18 protein-coding genes, 1 tRNA gene and 2 pseudogenes are annotated in these 20,383 nt (G+C 64.8%); 8 read left to right on the forward strand and 13 right to left on the reverse strand.

The window, feature by feature from the left end; translation table 11 throughout:
* Positions 1 to 12: 12 nt before the first annotated feature.
* Entirely contained in the window at positions 13 to 639 is a 627-nt protein-coding gene (locus tag B1A87_RS08835) for a GAF and ANTAR domain-containing protein (RefSeq protein WP_260680763.1), read from the reverse strand.
* Between the two features lie 843 nt (positions 640 to 1,482).
* A complete protein-coding gene (locus B1A87_RS08840; protein WP_078029516.1) occupies positions 1,483 to 1,767 on the reverse strand; it encodes a GlsB/YeaQ/YmgE family stress response membrane protein in 285 nt (94 codons plus the stop codon).
* Positions 1,768 to 2,077: 310 nt separating this feature from the next.
* On the opposite strand from B1A87_RS08840, the gene B1A87_RS23755 reads away from it, so the two are divergent.
* A complete protein-coding gene (locus B1A87_RS23755; protein WP_078029515.1) occupies positions 2,078 to 2,488 on the forward strand; it encodes a response regulator transcription factor in 411 nt (136 codons plus the stop codon).
* Between the two features lie 1,497 nt (positions 2,489 to 3,985).
* On the opposite strand, the gene B1A87_RS08850 is transcribed toward B1A87_RS23755, so the two are convergent.
* The 3 genes from B1A87_RS08850 to B1A87_RS08860 form a co-directional block, all read right to left on the reverse strand.
* Positions 3,986 to 4,795, reverse strand: a complete 810-nt coding sequence (locus tag B1A87_RS08850) for an SDR family NAD(P)-dependent oxidoreductase (protein WP_078029514.1) — start codon at positions 4,793 to 4,795, stop codon at positions 3,986 to 3,988.
* Between the two features lie 73 nt (positions 4,796 to 4,868).
* Positions 4,869 to 5,762, reverse strand: coding sequence for a DNA/RNA non-specific endonuclease (locus B1A87_RS08855; RefSeq protein WP_078029513.1), 894 nt, complete (start codon positions 5,760 to 5,762; stop codon positions 4,869 to 4,871).
* 378 nt (positions 5,763 to 6,140) lie between these two features.
* Complete coding sequence (locus tag B1A87_RS08860) at positions 6,141 to 7,892, reverse strand: Ig-like domain-containing protein (protein WP_144275763.1); 1,752 nt, start codon at positions 7,890 to 7,892, stop codon at positions 6,141 to 6,143.
* 1,065 nt (positions 7,893 to 8,957) lie between these two features.
* Between B1A87_RS08860 and B1A87_RS22945 the strand changes: the two genes are divergently transcribed.
* From B1A87_RS22945 to B1A87_RS08880, 4 genes are all read left to right on the forward strand, one after another.
* The gene (locus B1A87_RS22945; protein ID WP_185982288.1) at positions 8,958 to 9,107 is read left to right on the forward strand and encodes a hypothetical protein; all 150 of its coding nucleotides are present in this window, start codon (positions 8,958 to 8,960) and stop codon (positions 9,105 to 9,107) included.
* A 313-nt stretch (positions 9,108 to 9,420) separates the two neighbouring features.
* Complete coding sequence (locus B1A87_RS08870; RefSeq protein ID WP_144275764.1) at positions 9,421 to 9,615, forward strand: hypothetical protein; 195 nt, start codon at positions 9,421 to 9,423, stop codon at positions 9,613 to 9,615.
* Between the two features lie 793 nt (positions 9,616 to 10,408).
* Positions 10,409 to 10,834, forward strand: coding sequence for an Hsp20/alpha crystallin family protein (locus B1A87_RS08875; protein ID WP_078028923.1), 426 nt, complete (start codon positions 10,409 to 10,411; stop codon positions 10,832 to 10,834).
* A gap of 228 nt (positions 10,835 to 11,062) precedes the next feature.
* Positions 11,063 to 11,809 (forward strand): hypothetical protein, encoded by a 747-nt coding sequence (locus B1A87_RS08880; protein WP_139362858.1) that lies wholly within the window; start codon positions 11,063 to 11,065, stop codon positions 11,807 to 11,809.
* 92 nt (positions 11,810 to 11,901) lie between these two features.
* On the opposite strand, the gene B1A87_RS08885 is transcribed toward B1A87_RS08880, so the two are convergent.
* The 3 genes from B1A87_RS08885 to B1A87_RS08895 all read right to left on the reverse strand — a co-directional run bounded on the left by B1A87_RS08885 (position 11,902) and on the right by B1A87_RS08895 (position 13,290).
* On the reverse strand, positions 11,902 to 12,291 hold the full coding sequence (locus B1A87_RS08885) for a hypothetical protein (RefSeq protein WP_078028921.1): 390 nt from the start codon (positions 12,289 to 12,291) through the stop codon (positions 11,902 to 11,904).
* A gap of 36 nt (positions 12,292 to 12,327) precedes the next feature.
* Positions 12,328 to 12,741, reverse strand: coding sequence for a J domain-containing protein (locus B1A87_RS08890; RefSeq protein WP_260680764.1), 414 nt, complete (start codon positions 12,739 to 12,741; stop codon positions 12,328 to 12,330).
* A 126-nt stretch (positions 12,742 to 12,867) separates the two neighbouring features.
* Positions 12,868 to 13,290, reverse strand: a complete 423-nt coding sequence (locus B1A87_RS08895; RefSeq protein ID WP_078028939.1) for an Hsp20/alpha crystallin family protein — start codon at positions 13,288 to 13,290, stop codon at positions 12,868 to 12,870.
* Positions 13,291 to 13,426: 136 nt separating this feature from the next.
* On the opposite strand from B1A87_RS08895, the gene B1A87_RS08900 reads away from it, so the two are divergent.
* Positions 13,427 to 13,771: a MerR family transcriptional regulator gene (locus tag B1A87_RS08900; RefSeq protein WP_078028919.1), complete on the forward strand. Its 345-nt coding sequence runs from the start codon at positions 13,427 to 13,429 to the stop codon at positions 13,769 to 13,771.
* 378 nt (positions 13,772 to 14,149) lie between these two features.
* Here the strand turns inward: B1A87_RS08900 and B1A87_RS08905 are convergent, their stop codons facing one another.
* From B1A87_RS08905 to B1A87_RS08930, 5 genes and pseudogenes are all read right to left on the reverse strand, one after another.
* The gene (locus B1A87_RS08905) at positions 14,150 to 14,398 is read right to left on the reverse strand and encodes a hypothetical protein (protein WP_078028918.1); all 249 of its coding nucleotides are present in this window, start codon (positions 14,396 to 14,398) and stop codon (positions 14,150 to 14,152) included.
* Positions 14,399 to 14,464: 66 nt separating this feature from the next.
* Positions 14,465 to 14,536: transfer RNA gene (locus tag B1A87_RS08910), tRNA-Lys, on the reverse strand.
* Between the two features lie 898 nt (positions 14,537 to 15,434).
* Positions 15,435 to 15,977: a GAF domain-containing protein gene (locus tag B1A87_RS08920; protein WP_260680765.1), complete on the reverse strand. Its 543-nt coding sequence runs from the start codon at positions 15,975 to 15,977 to the stop codon at positions 15,435 to 15,437.
* A 903-nt stretch (positions 15,978 to 16,880) separates the two neighbouring features.
* Positions 16,881 to 18,345 (reverse strand): annotated as a pseudogene (locus B1A87_RS08925) (YdiU family protein).
* A gap of 426 nt (positions 18,346 to 18,771) precedes the next feature.
* Positions 18,772 to 19,086 (reverse strand): transposase, encoded by a 315-nt coding sequence (locus B1A87_RS08930; protein WP_221937564.1) that lies wholly within the window; start codon positions 19,084 to 19,086, stop codon positions 18,772 to 18,774.
* Here B1A87_RS08930 and B1A87_RS08935 point away from each other — a divergent pair.
* Positions 19,066 to 19,560, forward strand: a complete 495-nt coding sequence (locus B1A87_RS08935; protein ID WP_078028916.1) for a transposase — start codon at positions 19,066 to 19,068, stop codon at positions 19,558 to 19,560. The genes B1A87_RS08930 and B1A87_RS08935 overlap by 21 nt on opposite strands.
* Positions 19,561 to 19,811: 251 nt before the next feature.
* A pseudogene (locus tag B1A87_RS08940) lies at positions 19,812 to 20,363 on the forward strand (histidine phosphatase family protein).
* The last annotated feature ends 20 nt before the right edge of the window (positions 20,364 to 20,383 follow it).

The following is a 20,383-nucleotide window of genomic DNA, read 5'->3' on the forward strand; positions in this document are numbered from 1 at the left end:
CGTGTGGCCATATTACTGCAGACCACGATTGCCGTCTCTGTCATTCTGCGGGGCAAAATTCAGGCTTCCCTGCAGCACCGCGTCAGCCGTTTCCCGTAGTGACAGCGCATTGGCGAATGCGTGTGCGCGCATCAGCAGTAGGGCGTCCGCAACGGAAGTCCCTGATTGTGCCAGGACCATTCCCGTTGCCTGGTGGATTTCCCGTCTGGACAACAGTGCCGTTTCCACTGCGGGGTCCGTGTCCGGCGAGTTCACCAACAGAACCCGCCGCAACAGATGCCATGCCGTCTGGGCGGCGAGCACCGATGCGGTCGCGCGATCGGCTTCGCTCAGGCTGCCCGGTTTCGTGTGGTGGAGTTCGACGACTCCCAGATCCAAAGCGCCCACGGTCAGCGGGAAGACAAACAGCGCCGCGGCTTCGGTCTCCAGGATTGCTTTACTAAAAACCGGCCACGAGTATGGGTGGGCGTCGCGAACATCAGGGACCAGAACCGGGAGCCTTGTGTGGCGCGCTTCCCACCGTGGACCTTCGCCCAGATCAAACTGCAGTTCATCAAGCCGGGCCGCCAGCTTATCGCTTGCGCATACTAAGGTCTCCGACGCCGCTCCCCCGAACATGGACACGGCGGCACCGCTCACAGGCAGCTGCCTCAGAAACGGCGTACACAGGTCAGCGTCACCCCGGGCGCCCACTCTAGCGGTGGAATCAACCATGGAACACGCCTTGGCGGAACGGGAATGGCTCCTCGGCGGCGTGTGCAGCATCCATGGTGAGCCTCAGATCCCGAATCATCCTTTGTGGCAGAATCCGGTTGCGCGCGGAACCGGAACAGCTGCTCTTCACAGCTAAGAATAGACCGATCATGCCCGGGTTTGCAGGTCGGGGCGCCCGAGCAGACCCGTTCAGTGCATCGCAGCGCGCCGCACAGAGGCGCGGCCCCTGCAGAGCATCGGACGCCGGAGAGTCCCGCCACGGCGCTCCCACCGGCCGACGGTTAAACACGCCAAGCTGCACAGACTTCAGGTCAGATCGGCGCGAACCCACACGCAGCCCGTCCCCTGCGTGCTCGGGGTGGTGCGTGACGGCCACACCATTGGCTCTGCCGGGCACGCAGAGGTGAGGATCACGCACGCATCATCACCGGCCAGCCTTACGAAGGGCCTGCGGCGGGCTGGGGTTCCGCCTGGGTTTCAGCAGGCTCATCCGCCGCCGGCCCAGCTCCGGTGATCTGCAAATCATTATCTCCGCTGCCGCAGCCGAGAACAGAGATAGCACGACCACCGTGAGCACCTAGCTGCGGACCCTGGGGGCCATCTACAGAGCGCATCCGCACGGAGCTCTAGGTGGCCCGATCATGGCGACAGGGCGGCGGAAATCAGCCCCGCGCCGGTCCCCGAATGGTAGCTAGTCACCGCGCTGTAGGGCGGGCTCTAAGCTCGGGGTCGCCGCGGCGCCGACCGCTATCGGACCGTTTGGGCTCTTCAGAGCCTGCGCCGGGAAAAGATCCCCCGCCTTCCGCCCGTTGCGGCGGCGAAGATCCCCAGTGCGATGACGGATCCCAGGATGGCCAGCAGCCAGGTCCGGAGGTTGAAAAAACTTCCGAGCCCTCCGCCAAAGATGAGCGAACCGATCCACCCGCCGAGGATCGCACCGACAACGCCCAGGAGCAGGGTCACCAGCCACCCGCCACCCTGCCGTCCGGGAAGGATGGCCTTCGCGATGGCTCCAGCGATCAGGCCGAGAACGAGAAATCCGAGGATTCCCATGACGCACTTCTTTCTTGTCAGTCAGCTAACAGCCGGCCATCACCGGCCATACTCTGAGTATGATCAGCGTGCTTAGCATCTGACAAGCCTCGATGATTGGATGAAGGGGTAAGATGTCAGCGAGCCAGGCGGGAGCAGACCGCAGAAGAAAGACCATGAAACTTCGTGGCTGACGCCTCAATGCCCTGGCCGATCACCCCGATGCGGCCGTGGTGGATCCAGTAAAACAGCAGGTCGTCTATAGCGCAGGGCTCCCGACGGAGGTCCGGTCGTCGTATGGGGTCGCTTGAGCTGTTGTTTAGACCCGCCGATGGGGTTGGACGGACGGGTCGCGTGCGGCTGTGCTGGTTTCGTTGCGGATTGTGGCGGCGGACGTGGCCGGGAACAACTGAATTCAGACAATTGCCGTGTCATCGAAAACAATCAGGCAATCCGGGACCTGTTCTGCATTTTGTCCTTACCGGAATGGGCTTCGTGGTCCGCGTCGAAACCCACCGACACAGGAAGTCTCCGGGCGGCCGGAACAATGGATCTGGCCCTCATAACTCTCGACCCGGGCCTTTCGGACCTCATCGGCCTGGACGTAGCGCGCGGCCTGCGGGCACTCTCGAAGGCACCGATCTTGATGATCACCGCGTGGGCAGAACCCGGCGAAGAGATCGACGGCATGGCTGCCGGCGCCGACGCCTACCTCGCAAAGCCCGTCCGCCCCACATGCTAGGTGCACGACTCGTCCACCCTGGTGCTCGCCCTGACCTACGCCGGCGCCCTGGGGATTGCGCTCCTGATGTTCCTCGGCCAACTGGCCGCTTTCACCGCCCCGCTGGCCAGCGCCGCCAGCGCCAAACTCCTGATTCTTGCTGCCCGGGCGTCGGGGGACGGCGCCGGATGTCCCCGGCGAGGCCCACAGGCCCATCACGCCGGCGCCTTTCCGCCCCTGTCGGCGGCTGCGTTCCCTGGAAATCGGAGGCTCTCCGTGTTCGGTCCAGGGTGGACCCTGCATGGGTCGCCGCACCCAGGACTGACAGGGGAATGCATTACCGGGTCCGGCGGACTGACCTGCTGGAGGGCACCGTCCGATCCGAAGGGCGCGATCCTCGGGCGGCCATGTTCGACATCTCGGTGAGACAAGCGCTCCAACCGAGAGTCAGGCGTAAAATAGTGAGTTACCGGATCCAAGGACACCGCTTTGGAAACGAATCCGGTCCCTGGTCTCCCGCATTTTACGGGAGCCTTTTTTAATTACGGACATAGGTGGCTGACTTAGCCTGCCAACGCAACGTGATCGGCCAGTGCTGCTCGGCTACAAAGAAGTTTGCATAGTTATGCAGGAGCAAGAAATGACTGCTACTCCGACGATCCGAAGCCGCCATTCCTTCTCGGCCAGGTTCGGGCTGGTCTCGACAGTTTCCTTGGGACTGCTTGCGGGTCCTGTTGCCATGGCCGGGCCAGCCACTGCAATGCCCGATCATTCCAGAAAAGCCGATTGCACGGTCACGGCTCTCGACCCCTACAATCCAACCACGGCAGTGAAGCCGTGAGAGGCGATCCCCGCAACGGGAACCGCAAATCCGTGAGGGTTAGTTTCCCGTTCAGGATTCACTGCGACAAGGATGCCCAGGTTCGTTACAACCAAAGAATGTTCCAGAAGCACGACCCTTGGGACACCGAATGCCTGGGACACCGTATGGGTTTCCGGTCACGACAGAATCGTCAATGTGGAGAGGGTGACTGCCGACCGGGGCGAAAGGTCGGTAACGGTGTACCACACCGTCAGGATCCGGGTGCAGGACGACCGGGGCGGCAACAGGAACGGGTCGTCCGATTTTGATAGGAGCAACACCGTCACCATCTGGGTCTCGAACAACCACAGATAACAGTCGGCGAGGGCTTTGCCACTGACCGGTTAGCGACTGGGAGGACGACGGCGGCACGAAAGTGCCGCCGTCGTCCTTTTCTTCGTCCCTGCGGCTTTACAGCGAGCCGGTGGTGGACTTCCAGCTGTGGGTCTTCAGGCCACAACCGGCGAGGTCGCGGACGACGAACGCGATCCGGTTGGATTCACGCCATGCAGCAGCTCGCTCGCGTCTTCATCAACAACTACACCTCCCCCGGGATTCCAGTTCCTCCCCGGCGGACAACTCCCACCGCCGCCGGCGCCGGGGTCAACCCGTAATAAGGTCCGCTTCAGAGGACCGCGTCGAAGAATTCGTAGACCTCATTCCTTCTCATAGTTCCTGGTATTGAAGGCGGGCGTTCCTGCGAGCTTGCCGCCGTCAACTGTGAGAACGGTGCCGGTGACGAACGACGATTGGTCCGAGCAGAGCCAGAGTGCTGCCGCAGCAACATCGCCGGGGGTGCCGATCCGGCCAAGCGGAACGCTTGCGGCTACGCGGTTCTGGGCGGCTTGGCCCGCCGCGGCGAGCCGGTCGGTGAGTATGGGCCCGGGAGCGATCGCGTTAATCCGGATTCCGTGGGCGGCGTAGTCGAGCGCAGCGACCCGGGTCAGGCCTGCAACGCCGAATTTGCTTGCCGAATAGCCGCTCAGCCCGGCGACGCCCTGTTCGCCTGCCGTGGAGGTCATGTTCACGATCGCCGCACCGCTTCCCGCAGCGAGCATGAGCTCGATTTCGTACTTCATGCACAGGAAGACTCCGCGGAGGTTCACCGCGATTGCGCTGTCGAAGTCCTCGCTGGCCCAGTCGCTCAGGGGCGCCGGAGCGCGTCCGCCGCCTGCGGCGTTGTTCACCGCAGCGTCAAGGCGTCCGAACCGCTCGCTGATCCCTGCCATCAGGTTTTTCACCGAGTCCTCATCGGTGACGTCGACGGGCATGGCCGTGGCTTGCCCGCCGGAGGATGTAAGGGTCTCGACCAGGTAGGACAAGGCGTCCCTGTCGCGTGCAGCCAGCACGACGTGCGCGCCGGAGCCTGCCAGTGTGGCCGCGATGGCGGCGCCAATGCCGCGGCTGGCCCCGGTGACGAGTGCGACCTTCCCGGACATCGGACGGGTGGGTTCGGTGGCCGTCATGTCCTGCTCCTTTGCTTGGCGTGTCTTTGAGGCCCAGCTGCCCTGACCCGGCGTGGCCAGAAGCGTCCCGGGCCTAATCCTTCAGGTCGAAGTCCAGGTCGAGGTCTTCGGCGGCGCCCAGCTCCCGCCAGGTGGACCCGACCCGGGCAGCGCCGAGAGTCGTGGCAACGGGCATCCGGTCCACGGCAACCAGCTGGTCCAGGTCAAGGCCGGTGAGCTCGGCGATGTCCCGGATGGGTGCCTGGAAGGTCCGGAACGGGCCCAGCGGCGGGACATCCTCGGTGACCCCTGGCCGGGACACGTCGGGCAGATCGGCCAGCTGCGGGGTCTGGTCCACCACGTAGCCGGTGGCTGCCAGGCCGCCCTGGTGGATGAAGGCGGCGACCTTGAAGTAACGCAGCGGGATATCCACGCCCCGGTACACCGGATCGAGGGCGCTGAAAATGGGTCCGGTGAACACCACGATGCGGCTCCGGTATTGGGCGGCGTGCTCCTGCAGGTAGGACTCGATGCCCAGCCACAGTTCCAGGCCCTGGTTGAATTTGGCGGCCTGCGGTGCGGCGTTGGTGTAGTGGAAGGTGTCTTCGTTCGCCAACTCGGCCTCGGCCACGGTGTCGCCCCAGACCGCGGAGGACCGGCGCACCAGGTGGCCGCGGTCGATGTCGTTCCGGGTGTAGACCCGCTCCCCTGTCTGCTGCTCCGCGGGAAGCCGGGGATCGAGCTTCCAAGAGATTCCCGCCCGGTCCAGGTCCATGAGCGTGCTGCCGTCGATACCCACACCGGTGACGGCCGCCAGCCGCTTATCGCGGCGCATCAGCACCGAGAAGTGCGTGTAGGGCAGCAGGACGCTTTCCACCCCGGCCAGGCCCGGCAGCGGCACGTGTTGGCCAAGGAAGTCCTCGTCGAAGCCTTTCCGGCCCGCATAGTCTTTCGCGGTGACTGTCAGGTTCTGCAGCAGCTCGTCCATGGCCGGACACTACCAGCCAAAGGTGAGAGTCCGATGAAGGCTTGGTGGACGCTGGCTACCGCAGGGGACGGCCCGCAGCCTTTCCGAAAGCTCCCCGAGAGACTCCCGCCATTCCGGTTCATCAGCGTCGTCCCCTAGCTCAGCAAGTTCGGATTCTTCTCCTGCCACCCGTGTAACGGCCTGCAGGGCGAGCCCTCGCCTGTTCGTTTAGCAGCACCCTGTCACTGGCTGGTCGTGGAAGTTGAACGTCGCATTCATCGACCCTGCCGTCGCCCCGGCGGAAGCGTGCTCGGTATAGTGCCCGCTCGCGCCGAAAGGTCAGCCCGGGTCCGCACTCCTCGTGCGGCACCGGGCTGACCTCGGGTGGGTGTGGCTGTACTACCCGCCGGTCGTGAAGCTCCAGGAGCCACCGGCGAGCGTGTTGCCGACGGCGTCCTTGATGCTTGAGGACATCGACGCGGTGTATCTCGTGCTGGCGGCCAGGGTCACGTTCGGGTTCAGTGTTGCAACCCGGGTGGTGGCGTTGTAGCTGACCGCGTAGCTGACGAGCGCCCCCGTGGCGGCGTTCCTGAGCGCGAAGGTTCCGTTGGCGACACCGCTGACGGCCTCACTGATGGTGACCGTGACGTTGGCGGTCCGGCTGACACCGGTGGCGTTGACCGCCGGTGTCCTGGAGGCCATGATTGGCCTGGGCCCGGTCGTGAAGGCCCAGGAGGACGCGGCCAGCGGGTTGCCGGCGAGGTCCGTGATGCCTGCCGTGAGGCTTGCCGTGTGCCGTTTGTCCGCAGCGAGGGTGGCTGCCGGGTTCAGCGTGGCGACCCGGGTTGCGGCCGTCCAGGTCACTGGTGCGGCCACGACGGCTCCGGCGGCGTTCTTCAGCGTGAAGCGCGCAGCGCTCAGACCCGCAATCGGCTCATTGAAGGTTGCTGTGATATTGCCCGTCTGGCTGACCGCCATGGAGTTAAGTGCCGGGGCCTTCGCCGTCACGAGGGGCGCCACCGTATCGACGGTCACGGCGAGGGAACCGGCCGACATGGTTTCGGTTCCCCCGGCCGTGGTTTCGCTGGCCGTGATCGTGTGCCGGCCGTTGCTCAGAGGCGTGGTCGGGGTCAGCGAGAAGCTGCCATTTGCCGCGACCGTTGCCGTGCCGCTGGCTGCCCCGTCCACGTACAGCGTCGCGCTCGTGGAATCAGGCAGCGCCACAGCGCCCGTGAAGGTGGGCGACGTGATGCGCGTGATGTTGTCAGTGGCGGAACTGCCGGTGTCCGAAGCGGCAGTCATGTCCGGAACCGAGGGACCCTTCGCCAGCGGCGCGGTGCAAGGGGCGGTGGGACCGCCGATCTGCCCGAACTCGAAGATCGTGTTTTCCGTCAGGAGGGCGGGATTGCGGCCGAGCCACATCCCGCGGCTTTCGGAGTTGACCGGGGTCGATGCCCTGTCCGCGTCGGAAAGACCATCGAATCCACTGACACCAGTGAGCCCCGTCCACGTCGCCGTCCAGGTCGTTAGGCCCGGCCCGTCGTACGCCAGGGTGCCGTCGTCGCCAGCGGCCGCGCTGGCCCGAAGGGTGCGCTTGCCGTTGAGGGCGAAGGACTGGTTCTTGGCCACGATGCGGGCCTGAATCTGGTCGATAGGAATCTGTCCGCCGCCGGGGGCGACAGCTGTTCCCTTCATCACCACGGTACCGGGACCGGTCTTCGTGGTCTGCTGCGTGACGCTGACATTCGCCGTGAAGGTCTCGTCCCCGACGGTGGGGGCGGTGAGAACCCGGACGACATCGCCGGTGCGGATGTCCGGTGTGACGCCGTCCCAGCAGCCTCCGCCGGGGTGGTTGACTTCCACGAGACCGTCAAAACCGGGCGTCCCGGGATCGTCCTGCGGGATGAGGTCGGACGCGGTCCCGATGACCGCACCGCCACGCAGCACCTGAACGGTGGCCACGTCGGTCCTGGCATACCCTGACGCGGAGACGAAGTCCCTGACCGGGAAAACAAGGATGGAATGCGGCGCGACCGGCACCGCGTTAATAGCGGCCGAAGCCGGCACCGCGGCGCTCTGCACCGCCAGAATGGCAAGCGCACCCGCGGCGAGACCGGCCGCCACCCGTTGACGATTTCTTTCAGATTTCATGAAAAACTCCCCTCAGAGACCCCAGACTTCACCGGGCCGAGAACGGGCCGATGATGCACACCGGTCCATGCCCGGCGTGGATGCCAGTATCAGGAAACGACCCTGCGGAAACCCTTGACAAAAATCCAGGCACCGCCAGGGCATGCGGCCCGGACGCGGCGAATTCCTCGGAGTTTCGCAGGCAATTCTCAGGAACGACCCTTAGCTTTGACACCAGGCCCACCGAGTCAGAGACTGGGCGGTCCTGCCGCTAGGAAAAGCCCCGCCTCCCCTCCAAGGCCGCGGGGCCTTTCCGCGTGAGCCCCAAGTAGGTTTCGACGGCCGCTACCCGGGGTCGAGGGACCTTGCGGGAGCATTGAGCTAAAGCCAGACCGCGGGACCCCGATCGGGTCCCCCATCCCCGCCACCTCGGCCCGAGGACCTCCATCCTGCCAGGTACCGGAGTGTTTGCGGCAGTGATGATATTGCACATAGCTCCCCTTCGAAAATCTCCAGCAGGCGGCGAACACGGGCACTGAACGGCACACCCACCTGCGGGTATGAACGTCTCACTGGGCCTGCAGCAATTGGGACAGCGGAGGGCCATGAATGCCCCCGTTGCGCCCACGACCCCATCTTCGAGCTTGCAGAGAGCCTGGTTCGCATCATCGCAGCGCCCCTGGAAGGGGTCGCGGCGGCAATCGGCCGCGCGTAGGTTGGCCCCGGTCCGGCATCCCTTGTCCCGCACTCAACCACTGATGACGGCGCCCGCTCAGCCTCGGATCGGCGCACAAGCAGCTTTCCAAGGGACCGCGCAGGGCTCTCGGCGAGCCGTAAGATTAGTCAGAAGATGGTCGTTTGCCACACCACGTGTGGACAGACCGGCGGCCAGAGTCGGGACAGCATCACGGGTAATGCGAAGGATCTGCCCCGCCCGGGCCAGCTGCCGGCAGATATGTCACAACCGGGGCAGGAGCGACCGGCTACAACATCGTCGCCGTCCCCGGTCGCGGGCGCGTTTTGGTTCACCGGCTACACCTGAGTGGGGCCGCGTAGAGCAGGGGCAGAATTGGCCGGGGGGACCACATGAATTCACGCCACTGCCTTGTCATCGAAGACGACCCGGACATCCGGGACCTGCTCTGCATCATCCTCACCGGAATGGGCTTCGTCGTCCACGCCGAAACCACCGGCACGGCAGGACTCCGGGCAGCCGGAACACTCGATTCGATCTAGCCCTCATCACCCTGGACCCGGGGCTGCCCGACCTCAACGGTCTGGACGTGGCACGCCACATCCGGACGTACTCGAAGGCACCAATCCTGATTATCTCTGCTTGGCCGAACCCGGCGACGAGCTCAACGGCGTGGCCTCCGGCGCCGACGCGTACCTAACCAAACCCTTGCGGCCCCACTTGTTCCGCGAACTCGTACAACGGCTCTGCCCGTCAGAGCCGTTGTACGCCCCGCCCGCGCGAACCCAAGACACAAGCACGGGTTCCTCGGCCGAGCCCCGGTCGCCGCGCGGCCGCCGGCAGGGCCGCAGCTAGATGCCCGACTCCTCCACCCTGGTGTTCACCCTGACCTATGCCGGCACCCTGGGCGTGGCGTTCCTGATGTTCCTCGGCCAGTTCGCAGCCTTCACCGCCCTGCTGACCATCGCGGCCATCGCCAAACTCCTGATCCGTGCGGCGCAGGCCGCCAGGCGGCGACGCATCTTCGCGGCGAGATCAACAGATCTCTGAACCCGGCGGAGCCGGCTGACCCCGGTCGCTGGCACCGTTCCTTAAAACTGGGACGCTGTGCGGGTCGGATCCATGGCCAGAATTACTAGGGGTCGCCGGACCCGGCACTGACTGGGAGAAGTGCGTTGCCGGGTCCGGCGGACTGATCGGTCGGAGGACACCTAACGACCAGATATCCAGATCATGGCGGTGCGACCTTCACGAAAGGGTAGCCGGACCTGGTGAAATCGCAGCCCTTCCCTCACATAAGACCGCCCCCGTGGTCGGGTACAGGAACAAAGCCCCCGCTCGGGGACTGACAACCACGCCGTTCGGAGGAACGGGACCGGCGACGGGCTGGGTGTCCGTCTGGGATTGCGGGTACCAGTGGACCACCGCCGCCGGCCTGACTCTCAGCGTACGCCGGTGAGGAGCGGCCCGACCCGGCCGTTCATGCCGGGCGCAGGCCCTCCCGTGACTGCCAGTCGTGGAGGTGGGCGGGCAGCGAAGGTCTCGGAACCGGCCGTATTGGCGGACGCGACAGCGTGCCAGATGAAGCCTTGCGCGGACGGGTGTGAATGACAACGCCCGGCAACGCGGGGACCGCTATCTGAGGAGTCCCTGACGCTCGGGAGGCTGGCGTTCGCGTCCACGGCAAAACAAGGTGGCAAGCCCCCGCCCGCTCCCCAGTCCCGGTCATGTTGGCAAAATTTCCTAGGCCCCGCCCCCTTGCCAGCGGTTAACCGAAGTGGTAAAAAATCTGTATCAGCGGATATAGATCCGCCCCTGTCAATGCTAATTAAGGAGGTATGTCATGTTGATGATGAGCGATCCCTTCCGCCAGCTGGACCGGCTTGCCCAGCAGGTGCTTGGCACGGCCGCGCACCCGGCCGCCATGCCGTTGGATGCCTGGCGGGAGGACACCGAGTTTGTGATCTCGGTCGATCTGCCTGGCATGGATGTTGACTCGATCGACGTCGACGTCGAGCGGAACCTCCTGACCGTGAAGGCTGAGCGGAAAAACACCGCCCCCCAAGGGGCCGAGCTGGTGGCCGCTGAGCGGCCGCAGGGCGTCTTCAGCCGGCAACTGGTCCTCGGCGAGGCATTGGATGCCGAGAACGTTACGGCCGGGTACGACGGCGGCGTGTTGACCCTGCGTATCCCGGTCGCTGCCAAGGCGCAGCCGCGGAAGATCGAAATCACCAGCGGCCAAGGCGCCCAGCAGCAGATCAGCGCCTAACCGGCAGGGCGGGACACCGAACCCCATGCTGTCGTAGGGCGGTTGGCCTTCAGCGACGAATGCCAATGCGTCATTCGCGCACAGGCAGCATCAGCCGGCCAGGCGCCCCTCCCGAACGCGGTCCCCGGTACCGGTGGCCCGGGGACCGCGCCACATCACGCCACGAAGCCACACCGCGCGACGAAGGGGCATGACCCCGGGATAACAGGGAGGACGGGACTCACTGCAATGCCAGTCACACGCAACGTTGCCTGGGACAGGCGTTTGGAATCCTTCAAGGGCAGGGACACGACCCAATACGTGCTCACAGCTGCTTCCATGGCCAGCGCGTGTGCTGCCTGCCGGGCGCCCCTTGAGTCCGATGAGGCGCTCTCACTGCTGGTAAACGTCACGGAAAGCACGGCACCGGACGGAACAAGTTACGTCACCTTCACCGACTGCGTCTGCCACCGCCGCTGCAGCGGTCCCGGCCTGAGTTTTCAGCGGTGCCAGTGGGCGCCAAACGAACTCACCCCCATGGCCGTCCGGATGGTCCTGACCCGGCAGGCCGGCAACGGACAGGGACGGCTGGTGCCGGTACTGGTCTACACGCTGGTCCCGATCGTGGCTTTCCGGGAGAACGACGGCGACCTGACCTCCGCTCTCGTCTCGATCCTGCTCTCCCATGGCTTCCAGTTGGCCATGAGTCCGGACTTCACCAGCATCATGGAAGACGCCGTCGAAACGCCGGCGAGCTGCAGGTTCGCCGTGACGCCGCAGGGTCTGGTCACCTTCAGCATCGGTGGCAGAAGCCTCTTCGGCGAACAGCTCCACCCGGACAAACCCGACGACGCGCTGTGGCTCGAGGCGGCTTGCGGCGGGCACGTCCTTGTTGTCAGCGGGGACAACCTCATCATCACCGCCAATGGCCTCGACATCCGCCCCGCCGCAGCCCAGGGAACACTGGTCATCGGCATGGTACCTGTCCACGCATAAGGGATGGACCCTCTGCCCTGCCCTACTCCGCGCATGCTGCCGTAACGGCATGCTGGATGACAAGGACGCGTGCTCGCCTGACCGCAAGGACGCTAGTCCACGAGCGGTGGAGGGCCGAAGAGGAATTCGTTGGCGTGGGCTACGGCTTTGCGGAACGCGTCATTCCGAAGCGCCACCAGGTGTTCAATGTCTTCCATGCCGGGCTCAAGGAAGCCGGTAAAGCCCGGACGAAGCATCCAGATGTCCCCCGCAGGTGGCAGGTAGAACACGCCGAAGGAACGGTGCTGGCTGTCGTCGTCGGTCCAGATGGGCACCACGGCCAGGGCGGCACCGGTGGCGGGATTGATCCACCGCGCGCGGGGCAGCGGTTCCTCATGGGTTTCGGGGTCCAGGAACGGGGCGGTGCCCTTGCCCCAACGCTGCTCGAAGCGCTCGTGGAAGGCCGGGATCAGGTGTGAGTCGTAGCGGCGCCAGTCGCTCATCGTTGTAGTTCTCCTCTGGGTCTGATTCGTGTGCGGTTATGCCCACGGTCCGCTCTCCCACCTGACGGGAGTGACGCGCAGTGGCGGCTCTCGCCGCGGAACCACCCGGACCGGAATGAACTGCGGACCGCCGTTCCGCCCTCCGGCGCCCTGGCGGGTGTCCTGGCCGTTCGCTTCCGGACGTTCCCGCGGATGGTTGTGCTCGGCGGGTGGAGCAGCGCGCCCGGCGCGGAAGTCTTCCCGGTCGTAGGCGTGGCGGCGCTTGGGGTCACGGAGTACGGAGAAGGCCTGCATGATGAGCTGCAGTTCGGCGGCCGCAGCCTCTCCACCGGCAACATCGGGATGGTGCCGGCGCATGAGGGCGCGGTAGGCGCGCGCGATTTCCTGTGGCGATGCGCCACGGGAAACGTGCAGGACCGCGTAGTAGTCCGGGACAGGTCGGGTCATCATGAAGCCTGTTGCTGCTGCAGGATTGTGTTGGGATTTGCGGTTGCCGGTGGCAGCGGTCCGGGGCGGCCTCCGGCAGACGCCCGAAGACGGGAATCCGGACGCCGCCCCGTCAGGCGCATCGGAGGGCTACGTCTCGATCTGGTGCTGTTGGCCCTTGCTCTCGATCTCGATCTTGCGCGGCTTTGCCTGTTCCGCCACGGGGATGCGCAGTGTCAGCACGCCGACGTCGTAGCTGGCCTTGATGTTGTCCGTGTCCAGCGTGTCGCCAAGGATGAGCTGGCGGCTGAAGACGCCGCGCGGCCGCTCGGCAACCACCAGCTCCACGTTGGGCTGGGTGGCGTCCCGGCGCTCGGCCCGGACAGTGAGGACGTTCCTTTCAACGTTCAGATCCGCGGCGTCGGGCGTGATCCCGGGCAGGTCAAACGCCACGACAAATTCCCCGTCCTCCTGCCACGCGTCCATCGGCATGGCCGCCGGGCGGGCTGCTGTTCCGAAGACCTGCTGGGTGAGCCGGTCCAGCTCACGGAACGGGTCAGTACGGATAAGCATCATTTCCCACTCCCTTCAACACCTAGGTTTCATGGCTACCCACCGCCGGGTATCTGTGACAGTGGATATAGATTTCTTATAGCACTGGTGACAAAATGGTGCAAGAGGAAGATTCAGGCAAATTGACGGGAAACGCATGACAAACCAACGCGGCAGCGGGCGCGGGCTGTACGCCATATCCGTGGTGGCAGAACTCCTGGGAACGGGTCAACAAAACATCCGGCTCTATGAACGCCGCGGCCTGCTGACGCCGGAACGGACCGAAGGAGGCACCCGCCAGTACAGCGAATCCGACCTCGCGGTGTTGCGCCGGATCGGAGAGCTCCTGGACGACGGGCTCAACCTGGCCGGCGTGGCCAAGGTGCTGGAACTGGAAATGGACAACGCCCGGCTCCGGCTTCAGCTGCAGCGGGTCCGCGCCCGCAGCAGCCGCGCAGCGGCCCATCCTGAGCAAAGCGCCCGCCCGGACGACAGCATGTGAAGGAACTCGCATCCTCCGCGCGGCTTAGGGCCAGCTGCCCGCCACGAACCGGAGAGGGCTGCAGGTACCCGGCGCCTGGTTTTCGGGTTGCCCCTCACTCCCGTGACCAGCCTGCCAAACGGAGCCCACAGGCAGCGGTTACACAGCCGTCCTGCCCACACCACGTCGATACAAACGCCTTCCTCCGGCCAGGCATATGCGCCTGGAAGCAACCTGTGGGCCGAACGTGTTCCGCGCGCGGCGCCGATGGGTGCTGGTGAAGCCAGTCCGGCAGGTGCAAAAGCCCCAGAGCCGAACAGGCGTGGACAGGCCCCCGCCCGGGCCTGTGCCACCCACTCTCGGACCGCCGGAGCGCAGCCGAACAGAACCTACGCCTCTCTAGGACAGGCCTGCAATCCCCGGTTGCTTCCAGGACGGTTCCCGTCCGGGAACACTCCGGCTGAGCAAATCCAGCAGTTCGCCCTGGTCCAGTCCGGTCGCCTCGCTGACCTCGGCCAGGGTGGCATCCCCGGCGCGCAGCAGAGCCGTCGAGGATTCCCGCAGCGTCCGGCTTGCCACGTTCAGGGCGGCTTCGGCGGTTGCTATGACCGCCGCCAGCGCCCAAAGCCGCTGGAGTTCTGGGTTCATTTCGTATCACCGCCCTTTCCTCTGGATCCCCGCCGACCGCCAGGAGTCCGGCGGAATGTCCGGCAGTGCACCCGGCGGGGTCGAACCCACGACCCGAGGATTAAAAGTCCCCTGCTCTCCCGGCTGAGCTACGGGTGCCCGCTCCCTGCAGCATGTGCCCGCTCCCCTCTTCGTTCGCTCATCACAGATCTATATCAACCACCATAGATTTTCTAGCACTGGTACAACGCCGATGCAAGAGTTTTCGGAAGGGAAACCCGCCAGAGAGCGTTCGATGCAAGGCTCAGGGCGGCGGCGTCAGCCCCGTTCGATTCTTAACCTAACGTTTCCACTGAATTTCACTCGAGGAACCGGGACCCAAGTGTTTGCCCACTTCGTACCCGACCGAATCCCCCCACGACTGCAGCCGCCACTAGCAACGTCATCATCAGCGACAACTGCACGTTTCCGCGAACAGGTCCGCGCTGATAGGGAGGGAACCATGCTGCTCTATGAACGCCGTCGCCTGCTCACACCGAATCTGCAGTCCTGCGCCGGATCGGTGAACTCCTGGCCGAGGGGCTCAATCCGGCAGCCGTGGCTAAGCTCCTGGAACTGGAGATGGACAACGACCGCTGCAGGGCCAGGCTTAGGCGCGCCCGCCCCCACACCTGCGGTCCGGATCAAAGGAAGTGACGAGCCTGCGGCTTGTATCCGCCCCCGAGCGGACCGGTTCCGGCAGGAGCGCCCATCTACCCGCCGCAAGTCGGAACTACGAGGTTCGCCGGCCCGGACCGCGGGCAGTGCACGGTCACGGCGTGTTTGATCGATTCACGCCTAATCGCCAAGCACTACCTTGGCCAACCCGGCAGGAATTCGGCTGACGGACCGTCTCAGGCCGGGACCGGCGCTTTGGACCCTTGAGCTCCCGGCGCAGGGCGGATCAGGCGTCGAAGTGCGTCCGGACCCTTCGGGTCGTCTGCTACTGAGGCGACGACTGATGCAGCGATGTCCCGAAGTTTGACGTTGCGGGTGTTTGAAGCGATTTTGAGGATTTTCACGGCAGTCTCTGGCTGCAGCGGTTTTCCGCCATGATGGCGCCGGTCGCCAGGTCGATGGTGGTCCGGGATTCCAAGGCGGCGGCGAGGTTGGTTTTCGCCTCGGCCAGCTGGCTGATTCGCACCGCCAGTCGAAGGGCCTTGGACGCATAGTAGGCATACGCTTCCACCATGTCGATGTCCTCTCCGGTGAAGCCATGGGACCGGGTGGAATACATGTTCAGACCCGCTTCCGCTTCCCCCTCCAACAGGAGCGGTATGGACAGGCTTGATTCCACGCCTTCCCCCAGCGCGGCTGCAGTGTAGTCGGGCCAGCGGCGCTCACAGTTAAGGTCCGGGACGTGGATAATAGCCTGTTCGCGGATTGCTGTCAGGCACGGTCCCTCACCGGCACTGTATTGGGTTTCATCGAGCCGGAGTGCGTTCACTATAGTGCTGGCCACGGTCACCGGTTTCTTCCGCTGTATCAGCGTGATGCTGCAGAAGGCAGCGGCCGGGTCAGCCAGGGTGAGAGCGGAGAACTCGGCCAGCTCGTCCAGCATCTCCTTCACATCCCCGGTTTTCAGGACAAGTTCCTGCAGACGGTCTACGACAACACTCGAGGGCAAGAGACGCGGTTCTTGGGCCATCATCGGCCTCGTTCCTCATAGGGCCCTGACAACAACCCCTTGGCGGGAGGCCCTGAAGGACAACGAAACCGCACGGGCGGCGGTTCTTTGAGTATGGCCGCTGACGCAGAGAATGGGTAGCTGCCCAGCTGCGAGGCGTCTGATCGGCCAATCACCCGGACCCCGAGGGATGTAAGAATCCCGGGAGGAGACGCTCCTTTGTCCGTCCATAACTGCATGTCACTGCCTGCCGGTCCATGAGAGAGCACCCTGATTCTTCCGCCGGGCGGGGGCGCCGGCCACTCCTTTGCACCGAACCTCCGCCCGTGTGTGCGCCGACAAGGGACGCTGCCCGGGACGAAGCCGATGCCTCCGCCGGCTCCGCCCTTTGCAGCGAACCGCAGCCGCGTCAGCCATGGGACGCCCGAACGGAATTCCAAGGTTTTCGTAGGTTTCGACCCCACCCTGAGGGGATACTACGAACGCATTGGGGCAGTCATGGATTCTGGTTCGAGGACATATTTTGACCGGGCATTGAGCCGGCGTCAGTTTGGCTGGATAGTCGGTGGTGGCGCGATGGCAACCCTCGGCTTGTGAGATCCAGAGACCACCTGGCGTTTAGGCGTGTCCATGCCAGAGGCAGGAAGCGGTGAATTGCCTAGAGACCTAGCCCGGTCTCCTGACGCTCAGATTCCGCAGGCCCGTGCCCGGACGGGCCAGCATCTGGAGCCGCCCAAGAATCTGATGGGCCCACCGGGACCGCACACGATAGTCCCAGTTAAGGGCGTTCAGGGCGAGACTGATCAAGTCCCTAATTGAAGGAGCGGGTGCAAGGGGTCAAGTTCCGCAGAAGGTCCGGTAGGCGCCGAAATCTTCCGGGGCGCCGACTGCGTATTGCTCGAGACCGGGGCGCTAGTCGAAGGGGCGGGTGACCGCGTTCAGAAGCCGGAACAGTGGCTGCATCTCGCCGCTCGTAGCGGCGGCCAAGGCCTCTTCCATCAGGTGGTTGCGGGGAATGTAAGCGGGGTTGACCCGGTCCATGGCGTCGGCGTCCGGTCCCAAGGCACGCCAGCGGTCAGCCCAGGCATCGAACGCCGTTACATCAGGAAACAGTTGCCGCGCAGGCTCCGAGTGGCCGCGGGCCGCTTTGCCAAGGCTGCGGAAGATCGAGGTGTAGTCGACGTGTCCCTCCTGCAGGAGGGCCAAAAGCTCTTCGACGAGGGGCCAGGTCACGTTGTCACTGAGCCCAGGACGGAATCCAAGCTTCGCGTTCATGCCCGCCGCCCATGCAGCACTGTACTGACGGCGGAAATCATCCAGTGACTCCACCGAGAGCTGGATGGCCATCTCCTGGTCCTCATGCAGCAGGGGCAGAAGAGACTCGGCGAGACGGGCGAGATTCCATTCCGCCACCACTGGCTGGTTCCGATAGGCGTAGCGGCCGCTGTCGTCGACCGAGCTGTAGACGGCAGCGGGATCGAACGCGTCCATGAAGGCACACGGGCCGTAATCGATCGTCTCGCCCGAAATTGTCATGTTGTCGGTGTTCATCACCCCATGGACGAATCCCACCAGCATCCAGCGGGCCACCAGCGACGCCTGCGCAGCAACGACTGCGTGGAACAGGGCGAGATAGGGGTTTTCGGCTCCCGCCGCGGCCGGATAGTGCCTGGTGATCGCGTACTCGGCCAGGCGGCGAACGAGACCGGTGCCCCCCATGGCCGCGGCGTACTGAAAAGCTGCCCACGCGCACATGACTCATCGCGACGCGGGTGAGCACGGCTCCGGGCAGCACGGTCTCACGCTGCACCAGACGCCCCGTTCCCACAACGGCAAACGACCGTGTGGTGGGAATGCCTAACGCGTGCATGGCTTCGCTGACGAGATACTCGCGCAGCATCGGTCCAACAACCGCCAGGCCGTCTCCCCCGCGGCCGAACGGTGTGCGCCCTGACCCCTTCAGGTGCACGTCCCGTAGCAGACCGTCAGCGTGCATGATCTCGCCCAGCAACAGGGCACGCCCGTCCCCAAGCCGCGGGGCGTACCAGCCGAACTGGTGACCCGCGTAAGCCTGTGCGACCGGCGTGGCATCAACGGGGAGCCGATTCCCGGTTAGCAGGCCCATCCCGTCGGCACTGCCTAAGAAGTCAGGATCCAGGCCCAATTCGGTGGCCAACGGCTCGTTGAGCACCAATAATTGAGGGTCGGGAATGCCCACAGCCCGCCACGCAATGGCCATCTCCGGAAAGTCGCGGGCAAAGTGGCCGCTCATGGCGACGGCTGACAGGGAGACGGCATCCATCCATCAAGAATAGCCGCGACACGATGACCGGTGACGGTTCCCGGCACCGGCCCGGCCTCAAAGGTTCGACCTTCTTGTGACCGTCGACGCGGACTGCGCCTTCGCGTCAGGCCAGTCGCGCTTGCCCAACACTGACGACGACAAACCGTCCGGAACTGGCGGCGGCTTCATTCCCGACCGGCAGACGGACTGGCACCTGTCAGCGAAGCACAGATTCGACCAGTTCTCGCGGCGGACCGCAATCGGCATTGCACTCTGAAATCATGCCGCCCCACTCCCCCACCTCCATGAATCACCAGAAGCAACTGCGATGTTTGATGCTCCTATGTCTCGTCAGACGGGAGTGTCCGTTTAACGGTTGATCCACGGTGGGCATTTACTTGATTCTTCCGTCGAAGGCCAGTCAAGGAACGGTACGAACTCGCTTCATGCGTTCTCCCACAGCCGGCTGATCGCCGGGTACTGCCTGCCCCATTTGCCCGAGAACTCCACGAAGCGTTCCTTCGCCGCGGCCTCGGACGGCGCTGTGTAGACCGGGCGCAGATCACAGGACATTTCGTCCCAGTACTGCCGGGCGACATAGCGGAAGGTGTTGCCGATCAGGCGCACGATGCAGGTCTGGACGACAGTGAGCTGCCAGACCGTGCTGATGGCCTCGGGCAGGCCCTTGAGCCCGTCGCAGACCGGGATGCAGACGTCCTCGGCACCGGCTTCTCCGGGATGGTAGCCGACCTTGCTCAACGGCTCCTCACCCACCTGCACCGCCTAACCGAGGAGATCGATGAACTCACAGCCGAACTCAGCCGCCGGATCACAGTCATCGCTCCGGCATTGCTGGCGATCGTCGGCTGCAGGACTTTGACGGCGGCGAAGATTCTGGGAGAGACCGCCGGCGTTACGCGGTTCCGCTCGAAGGACGCCTACCCATGCCATAACGGCACTGCCCCGCTGCCGGTGTGGTCGTCGAACAAGGCCCGGCACCGACTCTCCCGAACCGGGAACAGACAGCTGAACGCGGCGCTGCACCGGATCGCGCTCACCCAGGCCCGCTGCCATCCCGGCGCGCGAGAGCTTCTGGCCCGGCGCAAAGCAGGCGGAGACGGCGGCATGGAAGCACTGCGTATCCTCAAACGCCGACTATCCGACGTTGTATTCCGGGCTCTGATCGACGATCACAAAACCTCCGCATCCAGCACGCTCATCCTCGCCGCTTGACAGAGGAGCTAGCCACAGTCCCGGGCCATCACAACCAGTGGCACACGACCCGCTCTGAGAGGGCGGGAACTTCTGGATCCGACGCGGAGCGGTACAGGACGTCCCCCATGCGGGGGTCGACTTCGGCCGGGGGTTCTGGCTGTGCCGCTTCTTCCGGTTTCGCTGCGTCGTCCATGAGCTGGTCAATACGTTCCGAGTCCCTCTGGGCGGGTTTGAGCGCGTCGGCGTGCTTGAAGGGTTCCGCCAGTGCTTTGTCTGCCTGTTCGACGCGCGACCCGGTACAGTTCACACCGCCATCGAGCGGGCAGGCGGCTCTGACCGGAGACCGGCTCGCGGCCGTGCCGTGCCCGTGGTCGGGGTGGTGTCGAGCCCGCTTGAGCGTTGTCAGCAGACCGCCCAGTTCATCCTCGATCGCCAGGCTGGCACGCCGTTCGCGCCGGTCGATCCCGATCTCACCGAGTGCGATTACGGTCAGTGGCAGGGCCGCACGCTCAGTGATCTTGCGACCGAGGATTTGTGGCCGGTTGTGCAGTTGCAGCCGTCCGCCGTCGTCTTTCCCGGCGGTGAATCCCTGGCCGCGCTGCAGGCTCGGTCGGTGGCAGCGATTCGACGCCACGATACAGCCTTCGAAGCCGTGTACGGGCCAGCGTGCGTGTGGGTGGCGGTGAGTCACGGTGACATCATCAAGTCAATCCTCGCCGACGCGCTCGGCATGCATCTTGACCTGTTCCAGTCGTGGCTGTCGAACGCCCCACTGTGGCGATGCGCCGGTGGGCGGCGGTGCAGGGCAGAAGGCGCCGTGAACCTCATGTGCCTAAAATAC

Origin of the sequence: Arthrobacter sp. KBS0703 (genome assembly GCF_002008315.2) — a bacterium.
Lineage (GTDB): Bacteria > Actinomycetota > Actinomycetes > Actinomycetales > Micrococcaceae > Arthrobacter.